Genomic DNA, 19,902 nt, shown 5'->3' with positions numbered 1-19,902 from the left:
GGGGATGTCGGATGCCGGTACCTAGACTCGACATCGTGACCAAGGCCGGACCGGCACCATCGCCGAACGATGCGCCTGAAACCAGGGCCGCAAAGAAGGAACGCACCCGCCAAGCTCTCCTCGATACAGCGATGGACCTCCTCACCGATCGTGGCTTCTCAGGAATCAGCTTGCGCGAGGTGGCTCGCGAAGCGGGAATCGTCCCCACCGCGTTCTATCGCCATTTTGCGTCGATGGAGGACCTCGGCGTTGCGCTGGTCGAAGAAAGCATGCGGATGCTCCGCCAGATGCTGCGCGACGCGAGACGCAACCACAACACAAAGGACGCGGCAGCGTCACTCGATATCCTTGTACGCCAGGTGCATACCCACGAACGACAATTCCGATTCCTCTGCCGCGAACGGTACGGAGGTGTCAGCGAAGTACGACGCGCCATCAACACCGAGATGCGATTGTTCGTCAGCGAACTGACCGTCGACCTCTCTCGTATCGTCGGCCTGGAAGGTTGGCAGGATCCCGACCTCGAGATGGCAGCCGATTTGATCGTCGGGGCGATGTTCACCACCGTCGTCGAACTCCTGGATGCCGGTTCGCTAGGACACCGCAGCGAGGACGCGGTGATCGGCCGCGCCGAAAAGCAGCTGCGCTTGATCATGCTCGGAATGGCTACCTGGAATCCATCTCGAAGTTGATGTCAGGTGCAGACTTTCGCCGTACCGTGGGCAGCATGTCCTCCACCACTACGTTCCAGATTCCCGTCGGCGACCTCACTTTCGACGTCCTGATTTCCGGTCCGGACGACGGAATTCCGCTGGTAGCACTGCATGGCTTCCCCGAGAGTGCCGCATCGTGGGGAAAGGTCACGCCGTTACTGACGGCCGCCGGATATCGTGTGATCGCCCCGAATCAGCGCGGCTACTCGTCCGGCGCCCGACCCGAGGGCGTAGATGCTTACCGGATCGAACACTTGGTAGCGGACGTCGTCGGACTTCTCGACGCCCTGGGCATTCCCGACGCCCATCTGGTGGGTCACGATTGGGGTTCTGCCGTCGCCTGGCAGGTGGCCGGCCGGCACCCCGGCCGGATCCGCAGCCTCACTGCCGTGTCCGTTCCTCACCCCACAGCTTTCGGTTGGGCGCTGCGCGAGGACGCCGATCAGAAGCAGCGCTCGTCGTACATCGGATTACTACGTCAAGAAGGCAAGGCCGAAGAGGTGTTGTCGGAGGACAACTTCCGACGGCTGCGCGCAATGTTCGACGGTCAGATCGATCCCGAGTTCGCGAACGCTCACATCGATGTCTTGAGCGACGACGGTGCGCTGACCGGTGCATTGAACTGGTACCGCGCAATGACCCGCGATTTCGGAGACATCAAACCCACCACGGTGCCGACCACCTACGTGTGGAGCACGGACGACTCGGCCTTGGGCCGCGCCGGCGCCGAACGTTGCGGTGAGTTCGTGGACGCCCCCTACGAATTTGTCGTGCTCGAAGGTGGTAGCCATTGGATTCCGGAGGAACGCTCCGAGGAATTGGCGGACGCGATTATTCGGCGAGCCGGATCCTGAACTAGGCCCCACCTCGAACTCTATGTAAGTTGTCATACATAGAACCGTGTTGATTCCATCCTCAGGAGTTTGTCGTGACCGAGACTGCTACATCTCTGCATCCCTTCGACGCTGCAGTCGAACTGGAATCGCTGACCCCCGGGTTGTCCACCGGGCAGACCAGCCCGGCGTACAACAACATGGTGGGACCGTTCGGCGGCATTACCGCCGCCACACTGGTCGAGTCTGTGCAGCGTCACCCCGAATGCTTGGGCCAACCGCTGTCCTTGACCGTCAACTTCGCCGGCCCGATCGCGGAGGGCCCCTTCGAGATCACTGCCCGGCCGGTACGCACCAACCGGTCGACTCAGCACTGGTCCATCGAACTCTCCCAGGACGGCACCGTGGCGACCACCGCCACCGCTGTATTCGGAACCCGCCGCGAGACGTGGGAATCCACAGAAATCGCCATGCCGCCCGTTCCGGCAGCAGAAGATGTTGCTGTGCAACCCTTCCCCGAATTCATCGCCTGGGCCCAGAACTACGAGATGCGCTTTGTCGAAGGCGCAATCCCCGATCTGGAAGCCGTGGAACATCCAGATTCGGTATCAACGCTGTGGCTACGCGACGCCGTGTCTCGGCCGCTGGACTTCACGTCTCTGACCTCGATGTGCGACGTATTCTTTCCACGAGTGTTTCTGCGCCGCGGCAAGATGGCACCCGCCGGAACGGTATCGCTGACCATTTACTTCCACGCTGACGCCGCCGCCTTGGCCCAGCAAGCTGATCGCGCAGTTCTCGGAACGGCGCGCACCCAGCGTTTCGGCAAGGGCTACTTCGATCAGAGCGGCGAATTGTGGGGCAGTGACGGCGAATTGCTCGCCACCACCCACCAACTCGTCTACTTCAAGGACTGACAATCATCGAATCGGTCGGCTGACCGGGATATTCACGAAGCTCGGCGCAGTGGGGTCGAGCACGAGGTGCTGGGGTACCAGTTGGCTCTCGTTGAGAAGTGGACGCAGCAGCATCCCCTTGGGGAAGTTGCTCGCGTACACGTCAATTCGCACCCGGTGACCTGATTGCAGTATCGCGTCCGTCGCGGCCAGGCCCACGTCGAGAGTTGTGGGCCGACCGGGGACGATCGGTTGACGGGAATCCAGATCGAGGACATAGTACGGATCGGTGTAGTCTCCGTTGACCGATTTCACACTCTTCGAATCATCCACGGCGCGTAGCGACGACGTGAGCTGACCGCTGGTGATCACGCGCGAAGTTCCGTCGGGCGCCACGTCGTTGAGCGTCGCCGTCCAATATCCGTCGGTGGTGTCCAACGAGGTATTGAGATGCACGTTCACTGCGCCGGAGATCTCGGTGGGTTCATCGACGGGCACACTGGTAAAGCTGAGCGCGTCGCGTTCACTGAAACGGGCATCCTTGGCGCACATGTCCAGAATCGCCACGATGCCCATCGTTTCCTGCGCTGAATCGCGCGAACATACCGTCGCCAAACCTGGGGCGACCGTCAACGTTGCGAAGGCCCCGGGTGCCTGCGCGGTGAGACTGCCGTCGTGAGCACTCCCCGGACTCGTTCCGCTCGATTGCGCGCCGAGATACACACGCTGGTAACTCATTCCGGCGCGCGGGAACTGATCTGTACTGGTCCATCCGCCGCCCTGCTGGTAGAGGGTTACCGGACCGAAGGTGTTGATGCCGTTGTCGATTCCCTTGAGCCAGTGATCGAACCAGGCCCGCTGCAACACATCCAGACGAGGCGGAGCGTCCTCGCCGCCGAACCCGGATCCGAAATTCAAGTGGTAGGAATCGCCCATGATCAGCTGCTTCCGACCGGGTGGCAACGGAATTGCGTTGTAGATCTTAGGCTCACTGTTGGTGAAGATGTCATGCCAGCCGCCGTAGACCATCGTCGGCACGTTGATGTTCTCCGGATGCGAGATCAAGTCTTTCCGCAATGAACTATTGCTCTCCAGAAGGTCTTTCAGGTCCGGGGTGATGTCCGCAATACTGGGGACGGTCAGCGCATTGAGGAGCAATCCTACAAACGTCATCGGATCGGCCTGCCGGTCCGCGAGCCAGGTCCAGTCAAACGTCCCGTCGAGCATCGACTGCACATTCGGCAGCCATTTGGTTCCGTTCACGGCCGCGAGCCACACGGGCATGAATCCGATTCCGATACCGCCCCCGGGAGCGACGACGTCACGAAGAACGTCTCCGCCTGGTTCCATCGGGAAAATTGCCTTGAGCGCGGCCGGTTGCTTACTTGCCGCCTGGACTTGATTGATCGCGGAGTACGACACACCCGTCATGCCGACGTCTCCGTCGGACCAACTCTGGCCGCTCGCCCAGTCGATGACCTCCACAGTGTCCTGCTGCTCACGCTGCTGCAGAACCTGCCACTTACCTTGAGAGAATCCGGTTCCGCGAACGTCGACAACCACCTGGGTGTAACCGCTCCGGATCAGACTCTGATCAACAGTGAAGGTGCGCAGGCCACCGCCCGTGACTACTTCGGCCAAATCTTGCAGTCCGCTAACCGGCGTACCGGACAGGTTCAGCTCAGCCACGAACTTCATCAGCGGATCTTCGAGTTCCGGGAGAGAAAACGCTGCGTTTGCCAACGCCGAAACCATCTTGGTGTACGGCGTCAGGTTGAGAATGGTGGGCGTCTGAGTGTCGACGGCTGCGCCGGAAGCATCCGCGGGCCGGTAGACATTAGCCTTCAGCACCACTCCGTCGCTCATGGTGATCGGAACATCCCACTGAACGTTGACGCCCGGATACTGTTGGGGACCATCCACATTGGCTGTCCACTCGGCGCCGAGAGGCCCTCCGTCCGGCGGCAGAGCTGAGGCACTCGGAGCAACAAGACTTACTGCCATCACAGTCCCCAGCGCAACTGTGATGAGGCCACGTACAGACATTCGCCACTCCCCTAGTTTGCCCGGCAACAACTACTAAAGCAGTCGAACCCGGCGAAAGTGCGGACATTCAACTGTTCGACACGTCCGGAATCGAATCCTGGTCGGGCGACTTCACCGCCGTCAGCGCCGCCAACCCGAGCGCCAGCACCAGCACCAATCCGATAATTCCGGCTCGATCTGCACCAAAGGCCCAGGCGAAAAATCCGAACAGCGTCGGCGCCAGGAAGGACACCGCACGCCCCGTCGTCGCATAGAGACCGAACAGTTGACCTTCGCGTCCCGGCGGCGTGATGCGTGCCAGGAACGTGCGGGACGACGATTGTGCCGGTCCGACAAAGAGACACAGCGCGAGACCGAAGATCCAAAACATCAACGGTCCCGATACCGCGATCAGAACCGATCCGACCACGATCATCGATGCCAGCGACACCGTGATCACTGTCTTGGGGCCGATCCTGTCGTCGAACCGGCCGGCAACCAAGGCGCCCACTGCCGCGATCACGTTGGCGGCCACGCCGAACAGCAGGACATCCGCTGCCGCAATCCCGTAGACGTTCACTGCCAGAACAGCGCCGAAAGTGAATACGCCGGCCAACCCGTCGCGGAACAGTGCACTCGCAATCAGGAAGTAGATGGTGCGGCGGTCGACCGTCCACAGTTCCCGCAAGTCCCGCCACAGCACTCGGTAGGAGTCGAGGAATCCCGCTTTGGCAGCGCCGGGGTCCGCATCCGGAGTGGGAAGTTCGGGAACTTTGAGGAAAACGGGAATGGCGAAGACTGCAAACCACACTGCCGCAAGCAGCGCCACCATGCGGATGTTGAGTCCGCCGTCCGTCGTCAAACCCAGGAACCCGCGAGTGTCACCGTCGCCGACTATGAATCCGAAGTAGCACAGGAGCAGCAGCACGATGCCACCGAAATAACCCATAGCCCAACCGAATCCGGATACCCGGCCGATATTTTCGGGGGTGGACACCTGACGCATCATCGCGTTGTACGGAACTCCGGCCAGCTCGAAGATGACCGAACCAACGGCTAACAACACCAACCCCAGCCACAGGTAGTGATACGAGTCCTGCACGAAGTACAGCCCGGCCATCGACAGAACCGTCAGCCCGGTGAGAACTGCCAGCGAAAGCTTTCGGCGTCCGGTGGCGTCGAACCGCTGGCCCGAGATCGGCGCCAGGACGGCGATGAAGAAACCGGCGATACCGAGCGACCAGCCGAGCCAAGAACTGGCCGAGATCGAACCGGGCAGATCGTCGCCGACCGCATCCGTCAGGTACACCGAGAAGACAAACGTCAGGATGACCGCATTGAAGGCCGCCGACCCCCAGTCCCACAGACCCCACGCGAACACCTGACTCCGTTTTGCCGCGCCGCCAATTCCGGCGGGCAACTGATCGGCGGGTCCCACAGCCGGTTCTGCGCTCATGGACGCGAGCCTATGCGAGCGTGAGCCACCGCACAGGCCAAAGTTTCTACTCACCTAGTTGCATACGCACCTCGTTGCATACATACTTTTGTGCATGGCCCTCGAACACGCGATCCTCGCCTCACTGACCGAGCAGGACGCGTCGGGATACGACCTCACGCGCAGGTTCGACAAATCCATCGGCTTCTTCCACAGCGCGTCGCACCAGCAGATCTACCGAGTCCTCAAACGAATGGACGAGGCCGGCTGGGTCGACGTCGAAACCGTGACGCAAGACGGTCGCCCCGACAAGAAGGTGTACCGAGCCTCGGAGGCCGGCCGCGTCGAGTTGACGCGCTGGATTGCCGAACCGTCAGAACCCAGCCACCTGCGCAGCGAGTTGGCGGTCAAGATCCGCGCCGCTGCCGACTCCGATATCCCAGCACTTCGAGGTGAGGTCATCCGCTACCGCGACGGCCACGCCGCCCGACTCGACGTCTACCGACTGATCGAGAAGCGCGATTTCCCGAACCCCGCAGCCCTTTCCGGCTCTCCCCTGCGCCAGTATCTGGTTCTTCGCGGCGGCATCCGCGTCGAAGAAGGTTTCACGAACTGGTGCCAGGAAATCCTGGATGCACTCCCCGCCGGAGTGCACGACACAGAAGGACACCCCCAGCCATGACGAGCACGCAGTTCCCACTCCTGTTCGAACCCCTGGACCTCGGATTCACGACGCTGAAGAACCGCGTCGTCATGGGTTCCATGCATACCGGCCTCGAAGACCGCGCAAAGGATACGGACCGTCTGGCCGAGTACTTTGCCGAACGTGCGCGCGGCGGAACCGGATTGATCATCACCGGCGGCTATGCCCCCAACCGCACCGGGTGGCTCCTCCCCTTCGGAGCCAAGCTCACCAACCGCGTCGAGGCGCGTCGACATCGACGCATCACCAAGGCAGTCCACGACGCCGGCGGAAAAATCGCGATGCAGATCCTGCACGCCGGCCGATACAGCTACCAGCCGTTCAGCGTCTCGGCGTCATCGATCAAAGCCCCCATCAATCCGTTCCGCCCGCGCAAGCTGACCGATCGCGGAGTCCGCTGGCAGATCCGCAACTACGTCCGCTGCGCCAAGCTTGCCCAGTCTGCCGGATACGACGGCGTCGAAATCATGGGCGGCGAAGGCTATTTCATTAACCAGTTCCTGTGTGAGCGCACCAACAAGCGGAAAGATCAGTGGGGCGACAGCTCCGAGAACCGTCGACGGATGGCCGTCGAAATCGTGCGACGCACCCGCGGTGCCGTCGGCCCGAATTTCATCATCATCTTCCGACTGTCGATGGCTGATCTGGTCGAGGGCGGTCAGACGTGGAATGAAATCGTCACTCTGGCACAGGAAATCGAAGCCGCCGGTGCCACCATCATCAATACCGATATCGGCTGGCACGAATCTCGCGTGCCCACCATCGTGACGTCGGTGCCCCGCGCGGCGTTTGTCGACATCACGGGCAAACTCGAAAAGCACGTCAGCATTCCGGTTGTCGCGTCAAACCGCATCAATATGCCCGAAACCGCCGAGGAAATCCTCACCCGCGGCGACGCACAACTGATCTCCATGGCTCGCCCGATGCTGGCCGACCCCGACTGGGTAAACAAAGCGCAGCGCGACGCGTCCGACGAGATCAACACCTGCATCGCCTGCAATCAGGCCTGCCTCGACCATGCCTTTGTGCGCAAACATGTTTCCTGCCTGCTTAATCCGCGCGCCGGACGCGAGACGACGCTCATACTTTCCCCGACCCGACGTAGCAAGAACCTTGCGGTTGTGGGCGCCGGCCCGGCCGGACTCTCGGCTGCGCTGAACCTCGCCCAACGTGGTCACGCGGTCACACTGTTCGAGGGCTCGAACAAGATCGGCGGCCAGTTCGGGATCGCGCAGTTGATTCCCGGGAAAGAAGAGTTTGCCGAGACCATCCGCTACTACACGCGCCAACTCGAACTCGCCGGCGTCGACGTCAAGCTCGAAACACGAGTCGCCCTGGCTGATCTCATCGGATCGTTCGACGAGGTGGTAGTTGCCACCGGCGTCACACCGCGCGTTCCGAGTATCCCCGGCATCGACAACCCCAAGGTCCTCACCTACGCCGAGGTGGTTCGCGAAGGCAAGCCCGTCGGCAAGACCGTCGCGGTGATCGGTGCCGGCGGCATCGGCGTCGACGTCAGCGAATTCCTCACTCACCCAATCTCTCCCACCTTGCACCTCAAGGAATGGAAGCAGGAATGGGGCGTCACCGAACCCGAGATGGCTCCGGGCGCACTCACCACGCCTGTACCCGAGCTCTCCGAGCGTGAGGTCTACCTCCTCCAGCGCAAGCCCGGACGCATCGGTGCCGGACTGGGCAAGACAACCGGCTGGGTTCACCGCGCCGCCCTCAAGAACAAGGGTGTCCACGAACTCTCGGGCGTCAACTACGAGCGCATCGACGACGCCGGTCTGCACATCACCTTCGGCGAGAAGCATGAGAAGCCCCGACTTCTCGAGGTCGACACCATCGTCATCTGCGCCGGCCAGGAGTCTGTCCGTAACCTGGTCGACGAACTGACCGTCGCCGGAGTCACCACCCACGTCATCGGCGGCGCCGACGTGGCCGGTGAACTCGACGCGAAACGTGCCATCGAACAGGGCACACGGCTGGCCGCAAAGATCTGACCGACTACGCTGACTGATCGTGAGCCTGCCGACACCCACCACCACAGCCCGCGCCGTCGTGACCGGCGCCTCCTCCGGCATCGGAGAGGCACTGGCCACTGATCTGGCATCCCGCGGACACTCCCTGATCCTCGTCGCCCGCCGCGGCGACGTCCTAGAGGGTCTCGCCGAGACGCTTCGTACCAAGCACGGCGTCGACGTCGAGGTCCGCGCCTGCGACCTCTCGGACAGCGCGGCCCGCGCCGTACTGGTCGAAGAGCTCGGTAAGCGCGAGATCAGCATCCTGTGCAACAACGCTGGTATCGCCACCTTCGGGCCGGTCGCAGAACTCGATCCGACCTACGAGCGCGCCCAGGTCGAACTCAATGCCGTCGCAGTTCACGACCTCACCCTGGCCGTGCTGCCCGGCATGCTCGAGCGCAAGTCCGGCGGCATCCTGATGGTCGGATCCGCTGCCGGCAACATGCCGATCCCCAACAACGCGACCTACGCCGCCACCAAGGCGTTTGTGAACACCTTCTCGGAGTCCCTGCGCGGCGAACTCAATGGCACCGGCGTCAACGTCACGCTCCTTGCCCCCGGCCCCGTGCGTACCGAGATTCCGGACCCGGCCGAAGCCTCCATCGTCGACAAGCTCGTACCGGACTTCTTCTGGATCTCGAGTGAGTACACCGCCAAGGTGTCGCTCGACGGCCTGGCCGAGAACAAGATGCGCGTCGTACCCGGCATCTTGAGCAAGGCGATGTCCGTCGCCGGCGGCTACACGCCCCGCGCGGTAGTTGCGCCCATCGTGGGCACCTTCTACAAGAAGCTTGGCGGCTGATTTACCCAAACTTCTCAATTCAGGCCAATACGGACCGTATAGTCGGTTAATGGCTACGCGGCACATGATGGCAGCAGGGGCAATCCTTCTCTTGACCGGAGGATTGCCCTTACTGCTACCCACGACAGCAAATGCGTGCTCGTGCATGGCTTTTGCATCGCCTGAAGAAGCAGTCAGTGTTTCCAGCACCATCTTCCTCGGGACTCCGACGGAGAAGTCCTCCGACGGTTTCGAGGACACCTACCAATTCGATGTCTCCCGCGTCTACAAGGGCAAAGTCACGTCTGTCACGTCGGTCGGGACGCTCGCAAACGGAAATGGTTGCGGCACAAGCTACATACTCGGCACTGAGCAACTGATGTTCCTCTCGAAGCCGTACGACGTCGATGCCGAATTCGAGGGATACAGTTGCGGCCCGCGCACCAGCAGCGATTTCGACGTCCCGGCCGCCGTCGAATCCGTCTACGGTGCCGGGTACGCTCCGGAGCCCGGCGGACCCACCGCGCTTGGTCTACGCGTCGACACACAAACTGTCATCGGCGCCGTCGCGGCCCTTGCTCTCTTCGCCCTCGGCGGACTCTATTGGAAACGGCGGCGGTCCAACTGAGCGCGCAGCATCAGGGGTGCGTCAACCTATCTCGGTAGCACGTCAAGTAACCGTCAAGACCGGTCTCGACCGCCTCGATCGAGAGTAGATCTGAAGTAGCCCCGCGACACAGCGGGTCACCTTCAGGAGATCGACGTGACGCTACTCGAAATCTTCCCGTCCTTACGCGGCGCCATGACGCCTCGCATGGATCCTGCGTTGTGGCCCATCAGTACTCGTCACGATCAGCGTGGCCGCGTCTGTATCGGCGACGTAGCCCTCGAAGACATCGCCGACCAATACGGCACTCCGACCTATGTTGTCGACGAGTCCGACGTGCGCCACCGTTGCCGTACATACCGCGAAATCTTCCCCGATTCCGAGATCGTGTATGCCGGCAAGGCCCTGATGATCCGGGCCATGGCCAAGTGGGTGTCCGAGGAAGGACTCGGAGTCGACGTCTGTTCGGCTGGTGAGTTATCCATCGCCCTCGCCGGCGGGGTCGACCCATCCCGAATTATCCTGCACGGCAATGCCAAAACGGTCGCCGAACTCCGAGCGGCAGCCAGGGCCGGCGTGGGCCGGATCGTCATCGACTCACCCAGCGAAGCTGCACTGCTTGCATCCGTGTGTACCGGTCCCCAGAAGGTGCTGATCCGGGTAACTCCCGGCATCGACATCCACGGACACAAAGCCGTGTCCACCGGCATTGTCGATCAGAAGTTCGGACTCCCAGCATTCTCAGAGGAATTGGAACGCACGGTTGCGGTCGTGAACAGAGCCGCCAATCTCCAACTCATCGGATTGCACTGCCATCTCGGTTCACAAATCACCGACCCGGAATATTTCCGCACTGCTGTAGCCACGATGATCGCGCAGATGAACGACATCCGACGAGCTCACAACCTGATCCTCACCGAGCTCGATCTCGGTGGCGGACACGGCATTGCGTACAGGCCCGGAGATTCGCAACTTGATCTCACACGCCTGGCCTGCGTCATCGAGGAATCCCTCGATGACGCCTGCATCCGTAACAGGTTTCCCCGCCCGGAAATCGTTCTCGAACCCGGACGGGCAATCGCCGCGCGCGCCGGGGTAACGCTGTATCGAGTACAGAACATCAAGACCGTCAGCGGCGGAAGAACCTTCGTCTCGGTCGACGGCGGCATGAGCGACAATCCGCGAGTATCCCTCTACGGGAGCACTTACGACGTCGAACTGGTGAATCGTCACTCGAACGCGCCGGTCCGTGAGGTGACCGTTGCCGGGCGCCACTGCGAATCCGGTGACGAAATCGCTGTTGGTACAAAACTTCCCGCGGACCTGCACGTTGGAGATCTGCTGGGTATCCCCTGCACCGGCGCCTATCACCACAGCATGGCGTCGACGTACAACAGCGTGTGTCGTCCACCCGTGATCGCGGTGCTCGGAGGCATCGCACGTCCGTTGATCCGGCGCGAGTCGATCGACGACCTACTCGCTCGCGAGGTCGGAATGTAGTCTCGCGAGCGAGTTGACGTCAGCGCTTACGTCGACTTCCGGTACCGAAGATGCTCCGCGAAATCTCGCGCCCGGCAGCCGATGCGGCCGATCGCAGGAAGCTCTTCACCGCCGAGCTACCGAGAATCTGCTCGGCGATGTTGGGCCCCTCCGGCTCGACCGGAGGGGGTGGCGGAAGCTGCGACAGATCCGGCAACGGCGGCAGGTCCAGCGACGGATCTGCCGTCGGAGCGCCGGCCACCTTCGCCGTCAGCTTTTCGTACGCCGATTCACGATCGATTGTCTGACCGTACTTCTGATTCAGTGGACTCGAGGTGGCCGCGGCCTTGATGGCGTCGTTGCCGATGGTGTCCATCAAGGATCGCGGCGGACGAATCTTGGTCCAGGCCACCGGCGTCGGCGCACCCTTCTCCGAAAGCACAGTCACGATGGCCTCGCCGATTCCGAGTGAGGTGAGCGCCTTCTCGAGGTCGTAGTGCTCCGTTTTCGGGTACGTGCGCACCGTCTTGTTGAGCGCCTTCTGGTCATCGGGAGTGAACGCCCGCAACGCATGCTGTACGCGCGCACCCAGTTGCGACAGAACCGAATTGGGGATGTCAGTAGGCAATTGGGTGCAGAAGAACACACCGACGCCCTTGGATCGAATGAGCTTGACGGTCTGTTCCACCTGCTGCAGAAAGGCTTTCGACGCGTCGGCAAAAAGCAGGTGCGCTTCGTCGAAGATGAAAACGAGCTTAGGCTTGTCCAGGTCGCCCTCCTCCGGCAAAGTCTGGAAGAGATCGGCCAGCACCCACATCAGGAATGTGGAGAACATCGCCGGCCTGGCAGCCTGCGCGCCGAGTTCGAAGAGCGTGATCACGCCAGCGCCGCCTACGACGCGCAGCAGATCTTCGGTTTCCAGTTCCGGCTCACCGAAGAATGTGTCGCCGCCGTCAGCCTCGAGGTTGACCAGCGCGCGCAGAATCACGCCCGCTGTTGCCGTGGATACTCCGCCGATTCCCTTGAGATCAGCCTTACCCTCGTCGCCGGTGAGGTGCGCGATGACCGAGCGCAGGTCCTTGAGGTCCAGCAATGCGAGGCCCTGAGTGTCCGCCCAGTGGAAGATCAGCCCGAGAGTGGACTCCTGGGTCTCGTTGAGTCCCAGAACCTTGCTGAGCAGAATCGGGCCGAAGCTCGTGATGGTCGCTCGAACCGGAATCCCGATGCCGCCCGTACCGAGCGAGAGAAATTCCACGGGCATCCCGGCCGGCGTCCAAGCGTCGTCGCCCGTCTCGACCGCACGAGCGGTAATCTTGTCGTTGCTCTCCCCCGCCCGCGACAGGCCCGAGAGGTCACCCTTCACATCCGCCATCACCACCGGCACTCCTGCAGCCGACAGTTGCTCCGCGATTCCCTGCAAAGTCTTCGTCTTGCCGGTACCCGTCGCGCCGGCAATCAGCCCGTGACGATTGATCGTGGCCAACGGAATGCGCACTCGGGCGGCTGGATCAGCAACACCGTCGACCACCACCGAGCCGAGCTCCAAGGCCCGACCGTCCGACGCGTAGCCCGCAGCGATCTCGGCAGCAGCACCCGACGGAGCCGACAGGTGCACTGCACCTTCTGCCTCGAGAGCCTCCCGCTCGGCTTCCTCGGCAGCTTTGGCAGCCTCAGCGGCAAGACGCGCAGCTTCGGCAGCGGCAGCCTTCGCCACCTTCGCCTTCTCTGCCGGCGTCAACGTGCTGTCCTTCGGATCCACGGTCATACAGGCCCCTCCTCAGTGCAGTAGGAAAGAAGATCTTTGCGCAGTACGAAAGAAGATCTTTGCGCGTCAAATTTTCACCGCCGACCTTATCCCGCGAGCGCGCGCACTACTGTGTTCCTGGTGCAGGACAAATTGGTATGGATCGATTGTGAAATGACCGGGCTGCGGCTGGAGTCGGACAAACTCATCGAGATTGCGGCTCTGGTAACCGACAGCGAATTGAACATCTTGGGCGAAGGCGTCGACATCGTCATCCACGCCGACGACGACGCTTTGGCCTCGATGCCCGACATCGTGAAGAAAATGCACGCCAAATCGGGATTGACCGAAGAAGTGCGCAAGTCGACGGTCACCCTCGCCGAGGCGGAGAAAGAGGTGCTCGCCTACATCCGCAAGCACGTTCCCGTCGCCGGAACCGCTCCCCTGGCCGGTAATTCCATCGCCACCGACCGCGGATTCATTTCCCGCGACATGGCGGCCCTGGACACTTACCTCCACTACCGGATGATCGATGTCAGTTCTATCAAGGAACTCTCCCGTCGCTGGTATCCCCGCATTTACTTCGGCCAGCCCGAAAAGGGTCTCGCGCACCGCGCGCTGGCCGACATCAAGGAATCCATTCGCGAACTCAAGTACTACCGCGGCACTGCCTTTGTCCCCGCGCCCGGACCGTCCAGCGCCGAGATCGCAGCCGTCGTCGAGGGTTTAGGACCCGCCTGACCAGCCGATTGGCTTCCTGACCAACTTTCGCGCTAGTATCTCTTTCGTCAAAGCAGCCGGGTCAAATCGGTCGCGGAGGCAATGGTGGGCGTAGTTCAGTTGGTAGAGCACCAGGTTGTGATCCTGGCTGTCGCGGGTTCGAGTCCCGTCGCTCACCCAAAGGGAACCCCCGGAAATGTTGAAAGACATTTCCGGGGGTTCTTTTGGTTTCGAAACCCCTCACTCCATCGCGTGAACGTATCGCTTCCCTCGCCCAACAGGGGTAGCGATACGTTCACGCGATGGGGACCGGAAGCGGAGCGGCCGAAAGCAGCCACAACTCCCCCAGAACGCAGAAATGCCCCCAGCCAACCGGCCGGGGGCATTCTTCACATTCAGGGCTTCACGACGCGCTCAGACGTCTGCGTTACCGGCCTTCCAGGTCGCCCACGGGATGTTCCAGTCACCCAAGCCGTCGGTTCCGGAGAGCGTGCCGCCCACAGTGTTCTTGACGATGACGATGTCTCCGCGCTTGGTGTTGTCGTACACCCACTTCGCGTTGGACGGACTCAGGTTGAGGCAGCCGTGACTGGTGTTGGAGTAACCCTGCTGCCCGACGGACCACGGTGCCGAGTGGAAGAAGATGCCGCTGTAGGACATCCGTGTGGCCCACTGGACCGGAGTCTTGTAGCCCTCGGACGAGGTGACCGGGACACCGTAGGTCGAGGAGTCCATCACCATGTCTGCGAGACGGTCACCGATGATGTAAACGCCGTTGTCGGTGGGCGTGCTGTCCTTGCCCATGGACGTAGGCATCGTCATGACGGACTTGCCGTTCACCTCGAAGGTGACTTGCTTGGTGTTGTCGTCGGCAATGGCAATGACGGAATCGCCGATCGTGAAGGACGTGGTTGCGTCTTCCTGACCGAATACACCCTTGCCGAGATCTTTTCCGTAGACGTTCACCTTCACGTCGACCTTGGTGCCGGGGGCCCAGTAGTCCTCCGGACGCCACCGCACCTCACGGTTGTTGACCCAGTAGAAAGCACCTTCGACGGCCGGCGTCGTGGTGACGGCGATTGCGTCCTCGGCGGCCTTGCGGTCCGGGATGTTCTCGTCGAACTGCACGGCGATGGGCTGGCCGATGCCGACGACGGAGTCTTCGCCGGGCATCACGTACGGCTTGGTGACATTGCCCGGAGCACTGGTGGTGAACGACGACACCGTGGTGCTCGCTCCACCCAATCCGTAGGCGCGCGCTTCGATCTTGTACTTGCGGTTGTATCCGAGCGGTTCGGTAGTCGTCCACGATGCACCGTCGGCGGCGATAGCGCCGGCCACCCGCTCGCCGCTGGGGTTGACCATCCGAACCTCGGACAGGGTGCCGTCGGCAACGTCGATGCGTACCGGGTCGCCGGGCGAGAATCCGATCGCGCCGTCGGCGGCAGAGGAAGTGACTTTCGGCTTGATCAGTTCGGTCAACGGATTGGAGTCGATCGGTGCAGCACCTTGGTCGTCGACCGCCGTCCCGCCGGCGGTGCAGGCGGTCACGAGGACCAATGCACCGAGCGAGGCTGCGATCAACGCAGCACCCTTCGAGACCCGACCCGCCCCACCACGTTCGGACAGACCCCACCACTGACGACTCATTCTTCGACTCCGCTTCACATGTTTCCGACCAGCATTTTGCGCCAAGTCAATGATGCCAGGCACTTCGTTACCAACGGTCATCAAATGCCCACCCAACAGTAACGTTCGAGTATCAATCGCTTCGAACCGGACGTTTTGTTACCGATTCCGACGAGATCACACAATTCGACCCGGTCGCAGAGGCGTGGGCTCCTGCGGAATCGATCCCAAGCAGGCTCCCTCACCTGGCGATTTGCCCCCGGACGAACGCTTCGGCTAATGTTCTGTCTCGCAAGAGCGAGCGCCTATAGCTCAGTTGGTAGAGCAAGTGACTCTTAATCACTGGGTCCGGGGTTCGAGTCCCTGTGGGCGCACTTGCAAAGATCCCCACCTTGGAAACAAGGTGGGGATCTTTTTTGTCTCCCCCGGTCGAATACACTCCCCAGCGAACCCGACCGGCTGGAGCGACATGTCTGATCTACCTGATTCCGAACTCGCGTTTGCCGGCATTGTCGGCCAAGCCGAGCTGATTCGCTCCGGCCAACTCTCCGCACGTGAGTTGACGGAAAATACTCTCCGACGGATCGAGCGACTCAACCCGAGCCTCAACGCGTTCACCCGCATCCTTGCTGACGAGGCGATGAACGAAGCCACGCGCCGCGATCAGCATCAGGCCGACGGAACAGAATTGGGCCCCCTCCACGGTGTACCGATCGCCATCAAAGACGAGAACGATGTTGCCGGAACACCCACTACCTACGGCGGCGCAGCAGTCACGCGAATCGCAACTGCCGACTCCGAAGTAGTGCGACGCTTGCGCGACGCCGGCGCCGTGATTATCGGAAAAACAACGATGCCGGAGTTCGGAATTTGGCCGTTCACCGAAACCGCCGCCCACGGCTACACCCGAAACCCTTGGGACACCGGCGTTTCGACGGGTGGATCGAGCGGCGGTTCGGCAGCTGCAGTGGCGTCGGGCATGGTGGCCGGAGCAATTGGCGGCGACGGCGGCGGTTCCATCCGGTTGCCGGCCGCGTTCTGCGGACTGTTCGGACTGAAGCCGCAACGCGGTCGCGTGAGCACCGCTCCCAACCGGAACCTGTGGCGCGGGCTCGGCACTCTCGGTCCGCTGACTCGCTCGGTTCACGACAGCGCGCTGATGTACGACGCTATTCTCGGCACGACCGCCGTCGACGACTACCGCGCTGAGCCTCTCCCCATCAGTTTCACGGAAGCCTTGTCGTCGACACACAGTCCCCTGCGCATTGCCGTGTCTACTCGCAGCCCCGTCCGCGGCGTCAGCCCAGCGCCAGAGGTGGTTGCCGGAGTGCACGCCGTCGCAGAAATGCTGAGCGCTCTGGGTCATCATGTCGAGGAGTTCGACCCCGAATACCCTGATGCGACAGCATCATTCCTTCCGCAGGTACTCGGTGGAGTGCGGGATGAGGCGTTGCGCGTCGATCGGCCCGATCTCCTCGAACGACGCACCCGCGCCTTATCTGCGATCGGACGGATCGCGTCGTCGGGGCGTGTCGGCAAGGCGGCGTACCGCCGCGGCGAACGCATCGCGCACACCGTCAATCAGGTGTTCGACACTTTCGACGTAGTCCTGACTCCGACAACTCCCGCCTTGCCCCGCGCGATCGGCCAGCTCGAAGGTGCCGGACTCGTCTCTGCCGCCCGCAAGTCGTTGCCCATCGCGGCGTATTGCTCGATCTGGAATGTGTGCGGAAATCCGGCCGCTGCGGTGCCGGCCGGGTTCTCCGAAAGCGGATTGCCCCTCAGCGTCCAATTGGTGTCGCGACCGAACGGCGAACTCACGATTCTGGCACTGGCACAGCAACTCGAAGGGCTGATCGGATGGCCGAATTCCCGTCCGCCGCACTCTTGAACGGTCCGCGAAATGTAACTGCGATCACCTTTACGAGCATGCGTTTTGCAATCTTCTGAACCTGTCGGCTAATGTTCTGTCTCGCAAGAGCAAGCGCCTATAGCTCAGTTGGTAGAGCAAGTGACTCTTAATCACTGGGTCCGGGGTTCGAGTCCCTGTGGGCGCACTTGCAAGAAGGCCCCCACCTCATCGAGGTGGGGGCCTTCTTCATGTTCCGATCCGCTTATCGGCGAACGATCTTGCGCACCACGAGGAGTCCGACGAAGGATCCCACCGCGATCAGTGCGTACTTCACAGCCGGCTCGTTGAGCTTGGCAAGCACCGCGGACTTGGTGTTCTCGACCAGCCGCTTCGGGTTGGTACGGACCGTCAGTTCGTCGAGTGTGCTCGCGAGCTGGTTGCGCGCCTTCTCGATCTCGCGCTCGATGCTCTCGGTGTCCCTGGGCACGTGTCCTCCAACTTGTCTTATCTTGTCTGTGTGTACTGCTCCGTGGGTGCCGTGCGCCCACGCTTGGTTCTACCGTAGAGGAGCAGAATGCCTTCGCGCCCACCTGCTGCGCAATTTCTCGACTAACCTCGATTCTCGTGACCGAGAACAGTAGATTGTCAGCCGGCGACATTGCGCCGGATTTCACGCTTCCCGACGCCGATGGCAACGAAGTTTCACTGAGCGACTATCGCGGCCGCAAGGTCATCGTGTACTTCTACCCCGCCGCGAGCACCCCCGGCTGCACCAAGCAGGCCTGTGACTTCCGGGACAGCCTCGCGGAGCTGAACGGCGCCGGACTCGACGTCATCGGCATCTCCCCCGACAAGCCGGCGAAGCTCGCCAAGTTCCGCGACAACGAGGAACTGACTTTCCCGCTTCTGTCCGATCCGGAGAAGTCGACACTTCTGGCGTGGGGCGCCTTCGGCGAGAAGAAGATGTACGGCAAAACCGTCCAGGGCGTCATCCGTTCCACCTTCCTCGTCGACGAAGAAGGCAAGATCGAGGTGGCCCAGTACAACGTGCGCGCCACCGGACACGTCGCAAAGCTACGACGCGACCTTTCGGTCTAACTGCTGAACCGACTCAGAAATAGCGCTTCCGCCAGCGCGAGGTTTTCGATCTCCGAAGGATCGACGCTCTCGTTCGGGGCGTGAATGCGGCACTGTGGTTCCTCGACGCCGATCAACGCGATCTCGGCGTCGGGGAACTGCTCTGCGAGCGCGTTGCACAAGGGAATCGACCCTCCCTGTCCAGCAAACCCGACTTCGGCCCCGTACGCCTCGCTCAGCGCCGTTCTGAGCTGCTTGTATCCGGGACCGCCCGTCGACGCACTGAACGGCATACCCGTCGACTCGGGTTCGACCGAAACACGAACATCCCACGGCGCTGCAGCCAGCAGATGTCCGATCAGTAGGTCCTGCGCGACGACGGGATCTGTGCCGGGCGGGACGCGCAGGTTTAGTCGCGCCGACGCCCGGGGCGCGATCGCTGCGGCCGAACCGACTACCGGCGGGCAATCGATCCCCAGAATCGTGAGTGCTGGACGAGCCCACACCTGTTCGGCCACCGAACCCGAACCGCTCAGGCCGACACCGTCGAGCACGCCGGCATCAGCCCGAAACCGACCCTCGGCATACTCGACGCCATCCCAGCGCTGATCATTCGTCAATCCGTCGACGGTGGTGTTGCCGTTCTCGTCGTGGAGAGTCGAGAGCATCTGCACCAACGCGGTAATTGCATCCGGCGCGGAGCCCCCGTACGCACCGGAATGAACCTCCCCCTCGAGCGTCGACACGTGCACCACGACGTTGGCCATGCCCCGTAGGGACGTCGTGATTGTCGGCGCCCCGACCTCGGCGTTTCCCGTATCCCCGATCAATATCATGTCTGCAGCAAAGAGTTCCGGCCGATCCCGGAGCAAATCCTCGAGGCCGCCGGTGCCCATCTCCTCCGAGCCTTCGGCGATGATTCTCACACCGACAGTTGGTTCGAGGCCTGCCGCAGCGAGCGTACGAAGGGCAGTCAGATGCATCACGACATTGCCTTTGCAGTCCGCTGCCCCTCGCCCGTACCAGCGCCCGGCCCGCTCGGTCAGCGTGAAAGGCGGCGATTCCCAAAGCTCTTCGTCTCCGGGCGGTTGAACATCGTAGTGGCAGTACAGGAGAACTGTCGGGGCACCGGTCGGGCCGGGCCGAAAGCCCATGACTGCAGCGGAACCGTCCGAGGTCTCGATCGATCCGACGTCGGCAAATCCTTGCTCTCGGAAAGCTTCCAGGACCCACTGCGCGGCCGCAGCGCATTCTTGCGGCGGGAACTGCCTCGCATCGGCGACGGATCGCAGAGCTACCAGAGTTGCCAGGTCTTCTCGGGCCCGGGGCATGAGCGTGGACACCACTGCGCGCAAATGTTCGGTCATTGTCTCCCTCTCCG

17 protein-coding genes and 3 tRNA genes are annotated in these 19,902 nt (G+C 62.0%); 14 read left to right on the top strand and 6 right to left on the bottom strand.

What is annotated here, in order from left to right; genetic code table 11:
* The first annotated feature begins 11 nt into the window (after window positions 1-11).
* From MTX36_RS07000 to MTX36_RS06990, 3 genes are all read left to right on the top strand, one after another.
* On the top strand, window positions 12-692 hold the full coding sequence (locus tag MTX36_RS07000) for a TetR family transcriptional regulator (RefSeq protein WP_243619026.1): 681 nt from the start codon (window positions 12-14) through the stop codon (window positions 690-692).
* Window positions 693-727: 35 nt separating this feature from the next.
* On the top strand, window positions 728-1,567 hold the full coding sequence (locus MTX36_RS06995; protein ID WP_243619025.1) for an alpha/beta fold hydrolase: 840 nt from the start codon (window positions 728-730) through the stop codon (window positions 1,565-1,567).
* A gap of 74 nt (window positions 1,568-1,641) precedes the next feature.
* Window positions 1,642-2,463 (top strand): acyl-CoA thioesterase II, encoded by an 822-nt coding sequence (locus MTX36_RS06990; RefSeq protein ID WP_243619024.1) that lies wholly within the window; start codon window positions 1,642-1,644, stop codon window positions 2,461-2,463.
* 3 nt (window positions 2,464-2,466) lie between these two features.
* On the opposite strand, the gene MTX36_RS06985 is transcribed toward MTX36_RS06990, so the two are convergent.
* Window positions 2,467-4,488 (bottom strand): CocE/NonD family hydrolase, encoded by a 2,022-nt coding sequence (locus MTX36_RS06985; RefSeq protein WP_243619023.1) that lies wholly within the window; start codon window positions 4,486-4,488, stop codon window positions 2,467-2,469.
* Window positions 4,489-4,555: 67 nt separating this feature from the next.
* A complete protein-coding gene (locus tag MTX36_RS06980) occupies window positions 4,556-5,923 on the bottom strand; it encodes an MFS transporter (protein ID WP_243619022.1) in 1,368 nt (455 codons plus the stop codon).
* Between the two features lie 94 nt (window positions 5,924-6,017).
* Between MTX36_RS06980 and MTX36_RS06975 the strand changes: the two genes are divergently transcribed.
* The 5 genes from MTX36_RS06975 to lysA all read left to right on the top strand — a co-directional run bounded on the left by MTX36_RS06975 (window position 6,018) and on the right by lysA (window position 11,520).
* Window positions 6,018-6,584, top strand: coding sequence for a PadR family transcriptional regulator (locus tag MTX36_RS06975; RefSeq protein ID WP_243619021.1), 567 nt, complete (start codon window positions 6,018-6,020; stop codon window positions 6,582-6,584).
* The gene (locus MTX36_RS06970; protein ID WP_243619020.1) at window positions 6,581-8,611 is read left to right on the top strand and encodes an NADPH-dependent 2,4-dienoyl-CoA reductase; all 2,031 of its coding nucleotides are present in this window, start codon (window positions 6,581-6,583) and stop codon (window positions 8,609-8,611) included. The genes MTX36_RS06975 and MTX36_RS06970 overlap by 4 nt, the downstream gene beginning before the upstream one ends.
* Before the next feature lie 19 nt (window positions 8,612-8,630).
* On the top strand, window positions 8,631-9,434 hold the full coding sequence (gene cmrA / locus MTX36_RS06965; RefSeq protein ID WP_243619019.1) for a mycolate reductase: 804 nt from the start codon (window positions 8,631-8,633) through the stop codon (window positions 9,432-9,434).
* Window positions 9,435-9,483: 49 nt separating this feature from the next.
* Window positions 9,484-10,041: a hypothetical protein gene (locus MTX36_RS06960; protein ID WP_243619018.1), complete on the top strand. Its 558-nt coding sequence runs from the start codon at window positions 9,484-9,486 to the stop codon at window positions 10,039-10,041.
* Window positions 10,042-10,176: 135 nt separating this feature from the next.
* Entirely contained in the window at window positions 10,177-11,520 is a 1,344-nt protein-coding gene (gene lysA / locus MTX36_RS06955; RefSeq protein ID WP_243619017.1) for a diaminopimelate decarboxylase, read from the top strand.
* A gap of 19 nt (window positions 11,521-11,539) precedes the next feature.
* Here lysA and MTX36_RS06950 read toward each other — a convergent pair whose 3' ends face one another.
* A complete protein-coding gene (locus tag MTX36_RS06950) occupies window positions 11,540-13,264 on the bottom strand; it encodes a helicase HerA-like domain-containing protein (RefSeq protein WP_243619016.1) in 1,725 nt (574 codons plus the stop codon).
* 120 nt (window positions 13,265-13,384) lie between these two features.
* Here MTX36_RS06950 and orn point away from each other — a divergent pair, with 120 nt between their 5' ends.
* Window positions 13,385-13,984: an oligoribonuclease gene (gene orn, locus MTX36_RS06945; protein ID WP_243619015.1), complete on the top strand. Its 600-nt coding sequence runs from the start codon at window positions 13,385-13,387 to the stop codon at window positions 13,982-13,984.
* Window positions 13,985-14,068: 84 nt separating this feature from the next.
* Window positions 14,069-14,141, top strand: a tRNA-His gene (locus MTX36_RS06940).
* Between the two features lie 236 nt (window positions 14,142-14,377).
* Here the strand turns inward: MTX36_RS06940 and MTX36_RS06935 are convergent.
* Entirely contained in the window at window positions 14,378-15,613 is a 1,236-nt protein-coding gene (locus MTX36_RS06935; protein ID WP_243619014.1) for an Ig-like domain-containing protein, read from the bottom strand.
* Window positions 15,614-15,893: 280 nt separating this feature from the next.
* Between MTX36_RS06935 and MTX36_RS06930 the strand changes: the two genes are divergently transcribed.
* From MTX36_RS06930 to MTX36_RS06920, 3 genes are all read left to right on the top strand, one after another.
* Window positions 15,894-15,966 (top strand) — tRNA-Lys (locus tag MTX36_RS06930).
* 95 nt (window positions 15,967-16,061) lie between these two features.
* Window positions 16,062-17,483 (top strand): amidase, encoded by a 1,422-nt coding sequence (locus tag MTX36_RS06925; protein WP_243619013.1) that lies wholly within the window; start codon window positions 16,062-16,064, stop codon window positions 17,481-17,483.
* Between the two features lie 93 nt (window positions 17,484-17,576).
* Window positions 17,577-17,649 (top strand) — tRNA-Lys (locus MTX36_RS06920).
* 57 nt (window positions 17,650-17,706) lie between these two features.
* On the opposite strand, the gene MTX36_RS06915 is transcribed toward MTX36_RS06920, so the two are convergent.
* A complete protein-coding gene (locus MTX36_RS06915) occupies window positions 17,707-17,931 on the bottom strand; it encodes a DUF3618 domain-containing protein (RefSeq protein ID WP_094274014.1) in 225 nt (74 codons plus the stop codon).
* Between the two features lie 137 nt (window positions 17,932-18,068).
* On the opposite strand from MTX36_RS06915, the gene bcp reads away from it, so the two are divergent.
* Window positions 18,069-18,542 carry a thioredoxin-dependent thiol peroxidase gene (gene bcp, locus MTX36_RS06910; protein WP_243619012.1) on the top strand — a complete coding sequence of 158 codons (474 nt, stop codon included), beginning with the start codon at window positions 18,069-18,071 and terminating at the stop codon, window positions 18,540-18,542.
* On the opposite strand, the gene MTX36_RS06905 is transcribed toward bcp, so the two are convergent.
* Entirely contained in the window at window positions 18,539-19,888 is a 1,350-nt protein-coding gene (locus MTX36_RS06905) for a dipeptidase (protein WP_243619011.1), read from the bottom strand. The two genes, bcp and MTX36_RS06905, sit on opposite strands and share 4 nt — an antisense overlap.
* Window positions 19,889-19,902 lie beyond the last annotated feature (14 nt).

The organism is Rhodococcus sp. ARC_M6 (genome assembly GCF_022810305.1).
Classification (GTDB): domain Bacteria; phylum Actinomycetota; class Actinomycetes; order Mycobacteriales; family Mycobacteriaceae; genus Rhodococcus_F.
The sequence above is the reverse complement of the archived record's forward strand: the minus strand, read 5'-3'. Positions and strand labels throughout refer to the sequence as shown.